Source organism: Collinsella aerofaciens (assembly GCF_025289055.1).
GTDB lineage: Bacteria > Actinomycetota > Coriobacteriia > Coriobacteriales > Coriobacteriaceae > Collinsella.
This window is the reverse complement of the sequence record NZ_JAESIQ010000017.1, coordinates 19,282-32,743: the sequence shown is the minus strand read 5'-3', so window position 1 is coordinate 32,743 and position 13,462 is coordinate 19,282. Positions and strand designations below refer to the sequence as shown.

General features: G+C 59.8%; 11 protein-coding genes and 3 tRNA genes (1 of these 14 cut by a window edge). 10 read left to right on the top strand and 4 right to left on the bottom strand.

Annotated features, from left to right (window positions below; all coding sequences use genetic code 11):
* Positions 1-31: 31 nt before the first annotated feature.
* The 4 genes from JMJ97_RS06365 to rpmH are packed head-to-tail and all read right to left on the bottom strand — an operon-like array spanning position 32 to position 1,546.
* Positions 32-802, bottom strand: a complete 771-nt coding sequence (locus JMJ97_RS06365) for a YidC/Oxa1 family membrane protein insertase (RefSeq protein WP_035136499.1) — start codon at positions 800-802, stop codon at positions 32-34.
* Positions 803-831: 29 nt separating this feature from the next.
* Positions 832-1,056 (bottom strand): membrane protein insertion efficiency factor YidD, encoded by a 225-nt coding sequence (yidD, locus tag JMJ97_RS06360; protein ID WP_082222962.1) that lies wholly within the window; start codon positions 1,054-1,056, stop codon positions 832-834.
* A complete protein-coding gene (gene rnpA, locus JMJ97_RS06355; RefSeq protein WP_006236191.1) occupies positions 1,053-1,391 on the bottom strand; it encodes a ribonuclease P protein component in 339 nt (112 codons plus the stop codon). Before rnpA ends, yidD begins: the two co-directional genes overlap by 4 nt.
* Positions 1,392-1,411: 20 nt before the next feature.
* Positions 1,412-1,546 carry a 50S ribosomal protein L34 gene (rpmH, locus tag JMJ97_RS06350; RefSeq protein ID WP_019127408.1) on the bottom strand — a complete coding sequence of 45 codons (135 nt, stop codon included), beginning with the start codon at positions 1,544-1,546 and terminating at the stop codon, positions 1,412-1,414.
* Between the two features lie 366 nt (positions 1,547-1,912).
* On the opposite strand from rpmH, the gene JMJ97_RS06345 reads away from it, so the two are divergent.
* The 10 genes from JMJ97_RS06345 to JMJ97_RS06300 all read left to right on the top strand — a co-directional run.
* Positions 1,913-3,244, top strand: a complete 1,332-nt coding sequence (locus tag JMJ97_RS06345) for an ATP-binding protein (RefSeq protein WP_260699565.1) — start codon at positions 1,913-1,915, stop codon at positions 3,242-3,244.
* A gap of 15 nt (positions 3,245-3,259) precedes the next feature.
* The gene (locus JMJ97_RS06340; protein ID WP_040360018.1) at positions 3,260-4,984 is read left to right on the top strand and encodes a DnaA ATPase domain-containing protein; all 1,725 of its coding nucleotides are present in this window, start codon (positions 3,260-3,262) and stop codon (positions 4,982-4,984) included.
* Positions 4,985-5,222: 238 nt separating this feature from the next.
* Positions 5,223-6,326, top strand: a complete 1,104-nt coding sequence (gene dnaN, locus JMJ97_RS06335) for a DNA polymerase III subunit beta (RefSeq protein ID WP_022094338.1) — start codon at positions 5,223-5,225, stop codon at positions 6,324-6,326.
* A 9-nt stretch (positions 6,327-6,335) separates the two neighbouring features.
* On the top strand, positions 6,336-7,442 hold the full coding sequence (gene recF / locus JMJ97_RS06330) for a DNA replication/repair protein RecF (protein WP_260699564.1): 1,107 nt from the start codon (positions 6,336-6,338) through the stop codon (positions 7,440-7,442).
* The gene (locus JMJ97_RS06325) at positions 7,429-7,992 is read left to right on the top strand and encodes a DUF721 domain-containing protein (protein ID WP_260699562.1); all 564 of its coding nucleotides are present in this window, start codon (positions 7,429-7,431) and stop codon (positions 7,990-7,992) included. The genes recF and JMJ97_RS06325 overlap by 14 nt, the downstream gene beginning before the upstream one ends.
* Positions 7,993-8,097: 105 nt before the next feature.
* A complete protein-coding gene (gyrB, locus tag JMJ97_RS06320) occupies positions 8,098-10,128 on the top strand; it encodes a DNA topoisomerase (ATP-hydrolyzing) subunit B (RefSeq protein ID WP_117769723.1) in 2,031 nt (676 codons plus the stop codon).
* A gap of 41 nt (positions 10,129-10,169) precedes the next feature.
* Positions 10,170-12,881, top strand: coding sequence for a DNA gyrase subunit A (gene gyrA / locus JMJ97_RS06315; protein ID WP_276550572.1), 2,712 nt, complete (start codon positions 10,170-10,172; stop codon positions 12,879-12,881).
* A gap of 299 nt (positions 12,882-13,180) precedes the next feature.
* A tRNA-Ile gene (locus JMJ97_RS06310) sits at positions 13,181-13,257 on the top strand.
* Between the two features lie 67 nt (positions 13,258-13,324).
* A tRNA-Ala gene (locus JMJ97_RS06305) sits at positions 13,325-13,400 on the top strand.
* A 4-nt stretch (positions 13,401-13,404) separates the two neighbouring features.
* Positions 13,405-13,462 (top strand) — tRNA-Ile (locus JMJ97_RS06300); it runs 119 nt beyond the window's last position.

Below are 13,462 nucleotides of genomic sequence, written 5' to 3'. Positions count from 1 at the left end.
AGTTAGGTACCTAAATAAGATTGATATCCCGTTACTTCTTCTTGTGCGGGCGCGGCTTCTTCTCGCGACGAGTGACCTCAACCTGCAGCGGAGCGTTCTTAAGACGCTCCTCCTCATCGGCCTTCGCCTTGTCGATGACCTTCTGCGTCACAAAAATCTGCTGGATAACCTGCCAAGCAGACGAGACGTCGTAGTACAGCAGAACACCAACGGGAAGGCTCCAGCCCATCCAAAGCATCATGACCGTCATGACAACGGCCATCATACGCATGCTCTGAGCCTGCTGGCCGGTCTGGTTGCGCGACATATAGAGCTGCGGAATCAGGGTCAGGACGGCAAACAGGATCAGGCAAACCAGCGCAGGCAGTGCAACCATAAAGCCATCGGCAAAGGAAGCGCTCGGCGTGGTGGTCAGGTCGGGCAGGATGTTGAAGAACGAGAACGTGCCGTTGTTAAAGTACTGCGGCAGGTTGCGCAGCAATGTAAACAGGGCGAACAGGATAGGCATCTGAATCAGCAGCGGCAGACAGCCAGCCATGGGGTTGAACTTGTTCTCGCTGTAGAACTTCTGCATCTCCTCGGCCTGACGCTGGGGATCGTCGGCATAGCGCTCCTGGATCTCGAGCATCTTGGGCTGCAGCACCTGCATGCGAGCCGTCGACTTGGTCGACTTGAGCATAAGCGGCGTCAGCAGCAGACGGATGATGACCACCAGGATGATGATGGACAGGCCCCAGTCGACCGCAAAGGTCTGGATGAGCTTGAGCAGCTCGAAAAGGATGTTAACGATCCAATCCCACATGTAAGTTTTCCTCCGATAGCGAGTGCCCGCTAGGGCACAGGGTCATAACCGCCGACGTGCAGGGGATTGCAGCGAGCGATGCGCCTCACGGCAAGCCAGCAGCCTCTCAAAACACCGTGCTTCTCAATCGCCTGGATGGCGTATTGCGAGCACGTTGGGTAATAAATGCAGGCGTCAGGCAATAAGGGCGAAATAACCTGTTGATATATGCGAATAGGAGCGATGGCAACACGTCGCAAAACGTGATTGCTCATCGCTCCTCCCCGGCAACGCCGGCGCGCTTCATAAGCGAACGCAACGCCTTGTCCATCTCCTGCGGCGAGGAAACCCTCGTCTTGGGAGTTGCAAACAAGATGATGTCATAACCCGCAACGGGAAATCCGCAGCTGCGGGCGGCCTCGCGCATCACACGCTTAGATCGGTTGCGCACGACGGCACAACCGAGTCGCTTAGCACCAACGAAGGCGACCCTTCCGGAGTCGCCTTCGCCAACCGATTCACATATGGTCATTCGAATCAGAGGGTGATTGAAACGACGCCCCTGACTGAACACATGCTCGAAATCTTGCCGAGACTTAATAGTCTTCATGCGAGATGTGTGTATCGCTGCTAGACAGTGAGACGCTTGCGGCCCTTGGCACGACGACGGGCGAGCACGGCACGACCACCCTTAGTGGCCATACGGGCACGGAAGCCATGGGTCTTGGCACGCTTACGCTTATTAGGCTGATACGTACGCTTCATCTTAAGTTCCTCCTGCTGCATTTCGAGTGTCCGCGGGGACGCGGACGCAGATATAGACACGTGAGCTTGAAGATTGTAGGGAAATCAATGTTCAAATGTCAAGAAATCAAAGGTAAAAGGTTGCGCAGTTCACACGGTTCCCCCATAAGCACAACCGAAATTTGTGCCTCATGGCAACCTTTCACGATATTTCATCGAGTTTTCAACAGGTCATGTTGGCAATGTTGAGAACTTTTCGCCCGTTTTCCAAAGTTTTCAACAAGTTTTGAAAAGTTGTCGAAAGATGAGAAACGTTGCACGGTGAGCTACTATTTGTTCGAAACCTTTTGAAAGATTGCGAGCGGCATGTCTGACGACTTTTACACCATGGTCGATTCCGGAGACCCGGCACCCGACAACGAGCACATCACCGGCGTGCGCGAAGAGCGTGCGGAAGGCGAGCAGACGACCACGCAGGCGCCAAAAGCCATGTACGCCGCGCGCATTGCCGTCTATGACGACATGCTGTCGACACCGCGTGTGATCGTCATTGATCCGCAAGATGTCCGCACGTATTTGGAAGAGACGACCAACACCGTCTACCAGTGCATGAAAGAACAAGGTGGCCATATCTCGCTCATGGTCATCCGCGAGATTGTCGAAAACTTTATCCACGCGCACTTTGCCGAGCCCATCATCTCGATTCTGGACGGCGGAGACACCATCCGCTTTGCTGATCAAGGACCCGGCATCGACGACAAGGAGCGCGCTTTCGACTTTGGCGTTACCAGCGCAAACAGCAAGATGAAGCGCTATATCCGTGGAACCGGAGCAGGTTTTCCCATGGTGCAGGAGTATTTGGAAAACGCCGGCGGTGCCGTATCCATCGAGGACAACATGGGCAACGGCACCGTGGTTACGGTAAGCCTGAACCCTAAACGCGTACAGGAAATCGAGCGTGCCGGCGGACGCGGTGCTGCCGTGCGGCCCGAGACGGATCAGCCCACATATCCCCTGCCGGGAGCTTTTGCGCAGCAGCCCATGGCAACGCAGCAGATGCGGCCCCCCGTGGGACAGATGCAGCAGCCCGGAATGCTTCCTACACAAGAGTCCCAGGCGGCATCGATGCCGATGCCGCCAAACATGCCAGAGGCCATGCCGCTGGCGGATCAGGATGCAGCAGCAATGCAGCAGGCGACGGGGGTACCGGGTGGCCAGAAAATGGGCTATCAGCCGTACCAGCAGGGATATCCATATCAGCAGATGCCGCCACTGGGGTATGGCCAGCAGTTCCCGCAGCAGTACCAGCAGGGATATCAGCAGCCGTACCAGCAGATGCCGCAGCAGCAGTACAACCCTTGGACCCAGCAGATGCCTCTGCAGCCTTACCAACAGTGGCCTCAAAGTTTTCAACAGCAAATGCCGCCGATGCAGAGTTCTCAACAACCAGCAGCTCAAATGATGTATCCTAATGCAGCAAATCAGTATGCGCAGCCACAACCGGACGTGTTCGTAAGCGATCGCGGCAACGCCGCGCTGGGCTATCTGGCGCAAAATCAAGCGTGCGGTGCAACCGATCTGGCGAGGACGTTTGGAAACTCGGCCCCCACTTGGTCACGCACGCTCAATGACTTGGCGCAGGCCGGCTTGGTCATCAAGCATGGCCAGAAATACCATCTGACCGAACTCGGCGCCGCTCGCGTGCGAGCTCAGAGCTAAAGAACGGGAGAGACAGTGGACGAGGAAGCAAGCATCATCCTGGGGGATGCCATCGCCTTTTGTCAGCGCGACGGCCAAGATGCACGCCTCATCAACATGCTGGGGCAATCGCGGGCCATAAGCCTGACCGAAGATACGCTCACGATCGAGGCCCCCTCGCGCTTTGCCATCGCGCAGCTCAAAAAGCATCAGCCGACTATTGAGGCCTATCTGGAAGAAATCGCCTTTGCACCGATTGCGCTCGACATCGTGGCACCGCAAGGCGCCGCGACGGAATCCGCTGCCGCGACGGCGGCCGCCGCGGCTCCCGCTGCTTCCCCGGCGGTGTCGGCCTCCGCAGGCGACGTGCCGACAATCGAGCACCAGCACAGCGATGTTTCCCGTGAAACCATGGCACCGTTGCCGACCGCGGCGGCGACGCCAGCGAACGCACCCGTCACGCACATGCCAATCGCTCACGACGCAGCGGCGAGCGCGGATTCGGGCATTGCAATCAAGAACACACTCTCGGCCGATGATTTTCGTCGCATGATGAACCAGATGAAGGGCGGAGCGCCGGCTAAATCCACGCAAGCTGCGGCCCCCGCTTCACCCGTGCCAGCACCGACCGTGCCGGCCGAGCAGAATACGGATGGAGCCCCGCTCGCCGCGAACTCAAAATTTACCTTTGAGAACTTTGTCTACGGGCCCGAGAACAGCCATGCCTATCGCTCGGCACTCAAGTTTGCCGCCCTCGCGGACGAGCGCGGCACGTGCACATCACTGTTCATCTACGGCAAATCGGGCCTGGGCAAGACCCACCTGCTGCTTGCCATCAAAAACGAGCTCGCCGAGAAGTCGCCCGAGATCAAGGTCAAGTATGCAAACTCCCAGGCATATCTGGACGACCTGATGACCGAGTTCGACCGCCAAAAGAAGAGCAACGCCCCCATCATGCAGGCGTACCACGGCGTGGACGTGCTCATCATCGATGACATCCAAAACATCATCGGCAAGCGCGCGAGCGTGGACTACTTTTTCCAGCTCATGGACGAGTTCATCCGCAACAACAAGAAGGTCGTCATCGCGGCAGACCGCGCCCCCAAGGACCTGAGCATGGACGAGCGTCTGACCAGCCGCTTCAACGCCGGCATGCTCTGCCTGGTCGCAGAGCCCAGCTACGAGATGAAATACAAGATCTTGCAGCGCTATTACGAGAACACCATCGTCGCCGCTCCCGAGGCAGGCGACGACTCACTGCTGGCGGCCTACGGGGGCGACGGCGGGCACCTGACCGATGAGCACTTTAAGCACATGGCAGAGGTGTCGGGCACCAACATCCGCGAACTCGAGAGCTTCTGCGAGCGCTGCGCCGGCGAGGCGGGCGACCGTGAGCGCGAGGGTGGGGAACTCACCTTTGACGATATCGACGCCATCGCCAGCCAGTACTTCGACACATCGGCCAAAAAGATCAACGTCCAGACGGTTCAGTCCGTCATTGAAGAGCAGTACGGCGTGACGCACGAGGAGCTCATCGGCCCGCGTCGCAACGCCAATATCGCCAAAGCACGCCACATTGCCATCTATCTGGCCATCGAGATGTGCGAGATGACGACCACGGCGGTGGGCGCCGAATTTGGCAACCGCAACCACTCGACCGTCAGCACGAGCTACAAAAAGGTCCAGAAGATGATCCAGGAAGACCGCACCGTCACCGAAGATCTCAAATCGTTGCGCGATAAAATTACACTGCGCTCGTAGGGAAATAGAGACACCTGTTGAAAACTTGTCAAAACCACGGGCATAAGGTGTCTAAAACCCAACCCGCGGTGATGAAAAGTTTTGCGCAGGTTTTGAACGTGGAAAACCACCCCCGTTGCACACAGGTTGCTGTCGATTTTCTTTCTGGGTCTGACCTGCGTCTTTGGGAGTAATCAACAGTTTCGTCAGTGCTATTACTATTATTAAGATATTTATATCTAAAGAAAGGTATTAAAAGATGAAGTTCACCGTCAGCCAGAGCTCGCTTACACAAGCCATCGGCGTCGTTATGAAGGGTGTCGCTTCGGCATCCACCCTTCCCATCCTGTCGGGCGTGCTCGTCAAGGCGCAAGACGGCATCTTGGAATTCCAGACCTCTAACTACACCATCTCGATCCGTCATCGCATCGCGGCGCATGTCGAAGAAGAGGGCGAGATGGTTATCCCCTGTAAGATGCTCTCCAATATCACCAAGACTCTCCCCGATGCCCCGGTCACCTTTGAGCTGTCCGAGCGCCAGGTGCTGATTGGTTGCGAGAAGAGCTCGTTCCGCCTGAACACGCTCGATGCCAATGACTTCCCCGAGTTTCCGGCCTATGCCATCGAGAGTGCCGTGGAACTGCCGACCGATATCTTGTCCGAGATGGTCGGCCGCGTGTGGCGCGTCACCTCGACCGACAAGGCCCGCCCCATCCTGGGCGGCGTGCACATGAAGGTCGAGAACAACACCGTGCGCCTGGTGGCGACCGATTCCTTCCGCTTGGCCGTGTGCGATACGCAGGTCGAGACCTCGACCCTCGAGGGCTCCTTTGAGCTCAACGTTCCGGCTGACGCCTTTAACGACGCACTGAACATCATGGCCAGCCAGGCGACCATCATGATCGGGGCTACCGACACCCAGGTCGTCTTTGAGGCCGGCAACACCACCTACGTGTCGCGCCGCATCGAGGGCGTGTACCCCAACTACAAGCAGCTCATCCCCGATTCGTGCGTGACGAGCGTCAAGATCGACGTCGCCGCCTTTAACGCCGCCCTCAAGCGCGTGGCCGTTATCGCGAGCGCCAACCCCGCCGTCAAGTTCGAGATCGATGTCGAGAACGGGCAGATGGGCCTGTCCTCCATTTCCAATGACCAGGACCTTGCGCAGGAGACAATCGATGTCGAGGCCGAGGGCGAGTCGGGTACCATCGCCTTCAACTACCACTACATCTTCGGCTGCCTCAATGCCCTGTCCAAGGAGAAGGAGATCACGCTGGAGCTCAAGAGCTACTCGCAGGCGGGCATCTTCAAGTCCTACGACAAGATCAACTACCTGTACCTGGTCATGCCGGTTCGCATCTAGCGCTGCGCCATGACCATGTTCGCCCGCGATCTTTCCGTCGCGCACTACCGCAGTTTCGAGAGCTATCGTCTTGCCCTGGACGAGGGCGTGACGATACTTGCGGGACCCAACGCGGCGGGAAAGACCAATCTCATAGAGGCGCTGCAGCTGCTGACGAGCGGCGCCTCGTTTAGGCATCCGACCGCAGCCGAGCTCGTCCATGATGACGTGGGCTCGTGCAAGATCGAGCTGAGGCTCGAGGGCGACGGCCGCGTACTTGATATGGGATTGAGTGCGGAGGACGGTAAACGCTCGTTTAGCCGCAACGGCAAGAGATGCTCTGCCGCCGGTGTGCGCGGGGTTCTGCCGAGCGTGCTGTTTTGCCCCGACCATCTGGACATGGTTAAGCGAGGCGCCAGTGTGCGCCGCGCCGCCCTCGACGACTTTGGCATGCAACTGAGCGCACGCTATGCCGATCTTGCGAGCACCTATGGTCGCTGCGTGACCCAGCGCAACGCCTTGCTCAAGGAAACCTGGTGCTGCCGCGAGATGCTCGGCGCGTGGAACGATTCGATTGCCCGCGCGGGCGCGGCTCTGCTCGTGCACCGGTTGGCCCTGCTCGACCGGCTGGCGGGCCATGTGCGTACTGCCTACGGGCAAGTGGCGTCCGGTGAAGCCGCCAACGTGTCCTATGCATCCACGCTGGGGGATTTGCCCCAGGTCGAGGATCGCGAAGAGCTGAAGGGCTGGGCGTACGAGCGCATGCTGGCTGCCCTTGATGGGCACGCCGACGAGGAAATTCGCCGCGGCGTGACGTTGGTGGGACCGCATCGCGACGAGATTGAGTTTACCGTTGCGGGTCGCTCCGCCCGTTCATTTGCCAGCCAAGGACAGCAGCGAACGTTGGTACTGTCCTGGAAGGTGGCCGAGGTGGCCGTGGCTCGCGATGTTCTGGGTACTGCTCCGCTGTTGCTTCTGGACGACGTGATGAGCGAGCTCGACGGCGAGCGCCGCGGTGCTTTTCTGCGGCTGATCGGCGATGATATCCAGGTGGTCATAACCACGACCAACCTGGGATACTTTACCGATGACCTGCTTGATCGAGCCAAGGTGGTGAGCATGGGTGAGACGTGCTAATTACGAGCGCGAGAGCGAGACGGTCGCCTTCAGTGGGTTTTTGAACGCAGAGCGCCAGCGCATCCTGGCGGCCGCGACACCTGAGCGCCGTGCGCAGATGGAGGCTGCAGAGGAATCTCGTGCGGTCTATCGCGCGTGGAACGCGGTGTGCTCGGGCACGCGCGAGGGGCGCCATGTGACGGGCCTGCGCTACCTGCCCGAGTCCAATGAGCTGCTGGTGTATCTCGACTCGCCCTCGTGGACGCAGGAAATGACACTGTTGCGCGAGATCATTCGCGCGCGCATGGAGCGCGCCGGTGCGCATGTGGACGGTCTGGTGTTCAAAACCACCGCGCCCGGTCACACGCCGCCCGCCGCCAAGGAGCGCCTGCGCCCGGCGACGACCGAGCGCCCGCCGGCCCCGCACGCCGACCTAAGTGAGGCCGAGCGCACCGAGATTGAGCGCCGAGTGGCGCCCATCGAAGACCAAAAACTGCGCGAGGCCCTCGAGAATGCCATGAGAGCCAGCGCCGAGTGGGCCAAGGGCGTGCAAAGCAAAAAAGAGCCTTAAATCGCATCTGGTGGCCTTGTAGAGCCAAATACCCTCGTTCCCGAGGGTATTTTTTTACGATAAACTAGTAAGGCTGTACACATTTTCTTGACTGAAGGAGGACGTGTGGCAAACGAAAACGATTACGATGGCGGCGAGATCAAGATTCTCGAAGGTCTCGAGGCCGTTCGTAAGCGCCCGGGCATGTATATCGGCTCGACGAGCGCCAGCGGTCTGCATCACCTGGTGTGGGAGATCGTTGACAACTCCGTCGACGAGGCCATGGCCGGTTTCTGCACCGAGATCCAGGTGACGGTCCACGCCGACAACTCCATCACGGTCGTCGACAACGGGCGCGGCATCCCCGTCGACGAGCACCCTGTTAAAAAAATCCCGACGCTCGAGGTCGTCATGACGATCTTGCACGCCGGCGGTAAGTTCGATAACTCGGCCTATAAGGTCTCGGGCGGCCTGCACGGCGTTGGCATCTCCGTCGTCAACGCACTGTCCAAGCGCGTGGTCGTTCAGGTTCGTCGCGACGGCAACACCTACGAGATGGAGTTCTCGCGCGGCAAGACCGTCAAGAAGATGGAGGTCGTGGGCACCTCGGATTCGACGGGCACCACCGTCACCTTCTGGCCCGACGACGAGATCTTCGAGACCTGCATCTACGATTTCGATACGCTGCACAACCGTCTGCAGGAGACGGCGTTCCTCAATAAGAACCTCAAAATCGTGCTGACCGACGAACGCGAGGCGACTCCCCACGTGGAGGAGTTTTGCTACGAGGGCGGCATCATCGACTTCGTCAAGTTCCTCAATGAGGGCAAGGACGTCCCCGAGGCCTTTAAGGAGCCTATCTACATCGAGGGCAAATCGGACCCGGACGCACCTGTGGCCAAGATGGGCGAGGTTGAGGTTTCCCTGCAGTGGAATAGCGGCTACGGCGAGAACGTCATGTCGTTTGCCAACGACATCTACACCCCCGAGGGCGGCATGCACCTTGAGGGCTTCCGCACCGCGCTCACCCGCGTGATCAACGATTACGCGCGCAAGCAGAACCTGCTCAAGGAAAAAGACGCCAACCTGACCGGCGACGATGTGCGCGAGGGCCTTTCGGCCGTTATCTCGGTCAAGCTGCCCGATCCGCAGTTTGAGGGCCAGACCAAGGCCAAGCTCGGCAGCTCCTATATGCGCGCGCTCACGCTCAAGATCGTGACCGACGGCCTCGCCGATTACTTGGAGGAGCATCCCAAGCCCGCCCGCGAGATCGTCAAGAAGGCGCAACAGGCCTGCAAGGCGCGCAACGCCGCCCGCAAGGCGCGCGAAGCGACCCGTCGCAAGAGCCTGCTCGAGACGGCGTCCCTGCCCGGTAAGCTCGCTGACTGCTCGGTGCGCGATGCCGAGCTGACCGAGCTCTTCATCGTAGAGGGCGACTCGGCAGGCGGTTCGGCCAAGGACGGCCGTCGCCGAGACATCCAGGCGATTCTGCCCCTGCGCGGCAAGATTTTGAACGTCGAGCGCGTTGGTGACCATCGCGCGTTCTCGAGTGACACCATCCAGTCGCTGATTACCGCGATCGGCTGCGGCGTCACGACGAGTGCCGGCGACGGCGGCGATTTCGATATCACCAAGGCGCGCTACCACAAGATCATCATCATGACCGATGCAGACGTCGACGGTGCGCATATCCGCATCCTGCTGCTGACGTTCTTCTACAAGTACATGCGTCCGCTGATCGATGCCGGCTACGTCTATGTTGCCTGCCCGCCCATCTTTGGCATTAAGGTGCGCAACAAGATCCACTACGTGTATCCCAACGGCCGCCAGCCCGAAGACGAGATCCTGCGTGACACCATCCAGAGCCTGGGCCTGAACCCTGACGATAACGACGAGGACGGCAAGGCCAAGGACGGCAAGATCACCAAAAAGCGCAAGGGCTATACCGTCCAGCGCTACAAGGGCCTGGGCGAGATGGACCCCAAGCAGCTTGCCTCGACGACGATGGACCCCAAGACCCGCATCCTGCAGCGCGTGTCGATCGAGGACGCCGTGGTGGCGGACCGCGCCGTGCGCGAGCTCATGGGTTCCGAGGTCGGCTATCGCCGCGAGTACATTGAAAAACATGCGCATGACGCGCGTTTCCTTGACGCTTAAGAGGAGGTAACGTGGCAGACGATATCAACAATAACGGGGGTATGGACGAGGCCGGCGATGCCGGCATGCCCGACGATCTGAAGCGCCTGCTTGCCCGTGCTGAGCAGGGCGAGGACGGCGACCCGGACGCCTATAACCCCGATGTCGATGATGACGAGGAAGAGGATGACGACGGCGAGCTCGAGGAGAGTTTTGGCGAAGTCGACCGTGGCGCCTCGGCCGGCGAGGATATCAACGGCGGCCAGCTCCAGATTTCGGAGTTCGGTCGCGAGATGAAGCAGTCGTTTATCGAGTATTCGATGTCGGTCATCACGGCGCGCGCCCTGCCGGACGTGCGCGACGGCTTAAAGCCGGTGCACCGCCGCATCCTGTACGCGATGAACGAGAGCGGCATCTACCCCAACCGCCCGCACAAGAAGTCGGCGTGGACGGTCGGCGAAGTTATCGGTAAGTACCACCCGCACGGTGACTCTGCGGTCTACGAGGCCATGGTCCGCCTGGCACAGTGGTTCTCCATGCGCACGCCGCTCATCGACGGTCATGGCAACTTCGGTAACATCGACGGCGACGGCGCGGCAGCCATGCGTTACACCGAGAGCCGCCTGGCAAAGCCCGCCATGGAACTGCTGCGCGACCTGCAGAAGGATACCGTCGACTGGCAGCCCAACTACGACGAATCGCTCGCCGAGCCCGTGGCGCTGCCTGCGCGCTTCCCCAACCTGCTGGTCAACGGCAGCCAGGGCATCGCCGTCGGCATGGCCACCAACATCGCCCCGCACAACCTCACCGAGGCGATTGAGGCCACCTGCTACCTGATCGACAACCCCGACGCCACTGTCGACGAGCTCATGCAGATCATGCCCGGTCCGGACTTCCCCACCGGCGCCATCATCATGGGCAGCGCCGGCATCAAACAGAGCTACGAGACCGGACGCGGCTCCATTACCGTGCGTGCCAAGGCACATGTGGAGTCCACCAAGACCGGCCGCAGCCGCCTGGTCTTTACCGAGATTCCCTACATGGTCAACAAGGGCACCCTGCAGGAGAAGATCGCCCAGCTCGTCAACGATAAGCGCATCGAGGGCATCTCGGATATGCGCGATGAGTCCAACCAGAAGGGCATCCGTCTGGTCATCGAGCTCAAGAAGGGCGTCATTCCTCAGGTCGTGCTCAACAACCTGTATAAGTACACCTCGCTGCAGACGACCTTCGGCGCCAACAACCTGGCGCTCGTCAACGGCGTTCCCAAATGCCTAAGCCTGCGCGAGATGCTGCAGCACTACATCGACCACCAGGTCGACGTCGTCACCCGCCGCACCCGCTTCGACCTTAAGAAGGCCCAGGCCCGCGCGCATATCCTCGAGGGTTACCTGATGGCCCTTGACCATATCGACGAGGTCATCAGCATCATCCGCTCCTCGCAGACCGACTCCGAGGCCAGCAGCCGCCTGATCGAGCGCTTTGGCTTTACGCCCGAGCAGACCACGGCCATCCTCGAGATGAAGCTGCGCCGCCTGACCGGCCTGGAGCGAGACAAGATCCAAGAAGAGCTGGACGGCCTGCGCCGCGCCATCGCCTACTACGAGGACCTGCTGGCGCACGAGGAGAAGATTCTGGGCGTCATCAAGGAGGAGATGCGCGAGATCTCCAAGAAGTTCGGCGATAAGCGCCGCACCGAGATCAGCCATGTCGAGAAGGACCTGGACGTCGAGGACCTCATTGCCGACGAGGATATGGTCGTGACCATTACCCATACCGGCTACGTTAAGCGTATCCCGGTGGCTGCCTACCGCGCCCAGAAGCGCGGTGGCAAGGGCGTGTCGGGCGTCAACCTCAAAGAGGATGACGTTATCGATGAGATGTTCATCGCGTCCACGCACGAGTACGTGCTGTTCTTCTCGAGCAAGGGCAAGGTCTATCGCCTGAAGGTGCACGAGCTGCCGGTGGGTACGCGCCAGGCGCGCGGTACCGCGATTGTCAACCTGCTGCCCTTCGAGGAAGGCGAGAAGATCGCGAGCGTCATCAGCTGCCGCGAGTTCCCGGCCGACGAGTACCTGATGTTTGCCACTAAGAGCGGCATGGTCAAGAAGACCGTGATGAGCGCATATGACCGCAGCCGTCGCGACGGCCTGATTGCTATCAACCTGCGTGACGACGACGCGCTGCTGAACGTGCGCCGCGTGCGCGAGGGCGACAAGATTATCCTGGCCACCACCGCGGGCAAGGCGATCATGTTCTCCGAGGAGCAGGTGCGCGCCACCGGCCGCGACACCAGCGGCGTTCGCGGTATCGGTCTGAAGGACGGTGTGAGCGTTCTGGGCATGGAAGTCACTAACGGCAACGGCGATCTGTTCGTCATCACCGAGCGCGGCTACGGCAAGCGCACGCCGGTCGCGGACTATCCGGAGCAGAATCGCGGCGGTCAGGGCGTCTACACCATCCAAATGACCGAGCGTAAGGGTAACCTCGCGGCCATGAAGACGGTGGGCCCACAGCACGAGCTGTTCATCGTGACGGAGGGCGCGACGGTCATTCGCGTCAAGACCGACGAGATCAGCCAGACCGGCCGCGCCACCCAGGGCGTCAAGATGATGACCGTCGACGACAACGACCGCGTATGCGCCGTAGCCCGCATGACGGCAGCCAAAGAGAAGCCCGAAGGCGAAGCAACAGAAGACGGTTCTGCCCCCGAAGAAGCCCCAGTCGATCTAGGCGATGGCAACGACATGCCAGAAGATCTCCTAGACGAGTAAGAGGCTCTAGCTGGTAAAAATCATCAGACCCTATATATCGGCGGTCGGCGCACTGCGCGCCGACCGCTTTTTTGAAAACCTTGGGACTCGTGTTCGCCCCGGTCGCACGGCGGCATGTGAAGTCGATCGCGAGTTCCGCACGAGCAGGAGAGCACTTAATGTGCTCTCCGTGCGAGCAGGACTGTCCGAGCAGGCGACTTCGCATGCCGCCGGGCAGCCGGGGGCGACACCCCTCAAAGATTTTCAAAAAAGTTGTTGACGCGCGCGTAACGACTCGTCTAATATATCCCTTGCGCGATGGACCTGTAGCTCAGTTGGTTAGAGCGTCCGGCTGATAACCGGGAGGTCACAAGTTCGAATCTTGTCAGGTCCACCACTTTCTTTCGCAATAAACACCCCAGCGAGAGCCGAGTCGCCGCTGGGGTGTTTATTACTGTCTCCGTGGGGGTTTAGCTCAGCTGGGAGAGCGCGGGCTTTGCAAGCCTGAGGTCAGGGGTTCGATCCCCCTAACCTCCACCATGATGGACCTGTAGCTCAGTTGGTTAGAGCGTCCGGCTGATAACCGGGAGGTCACAAGTTCG

Excerpts from the sequence above, each read along its gene's own strand:
- JMJ97_RS06345 (WP_260699565.1), top strand. The coding sequence starts at position 1,913 with ATGGTCGATTCCGGAGACCCGGCACCCGACAACGAGCACATCACCGGC.
- dnaN (WP_022094338.1), top strand. The coding sequence starts at position 5,223 with ATGAAGTTCACCGTCAGCCAGAGCTCGCTTACACAAGCCATCGGCGTC.
- recF (WP_260699564.1), top strand. The coding sequence starts at position 6,336 with ATGACCATGTTCGCCCGCGATCTTTCCGTCGCGCACTACCGCAGTTTC.
- yidD (WP_082222962.1), bottom strand. The coding sequence starts at position 1,056 with ATGAGCAATCACGTTTTGCGACGTGTTGCCATCGCTCCTATTCGCATA.
- rpmH (WP_019127408.1), bottom strand. The coding sequence starts at position 1,546 with ATGAAGCGTACGTATCAGCCTAATAAGCGTAAGCGTGCCAAGACCCAT.
- JMJ97_RS06365 (WP_035136499.1), bottom strand. The coding sequence starts at position 802 with ATGTGGGATTGGATCGTTAACATCCTTTTCGAGCTGCTCAAGCTCATC.
- rnpA (WP_006236191.1), bottom strand. The coding sequence starts at position 1,391 with ATGAAGACTATTAAGTCTCGGCAAGATTTCGAGCATGTGTTCAGTCAG.
- gyrA (WP_276550572.1), top strand. The coding sequence starts at position 10,170 with ATGGACGAGGCCGGCGATGCCGGCATGCCCGACGATCTGAAGCGCCTG.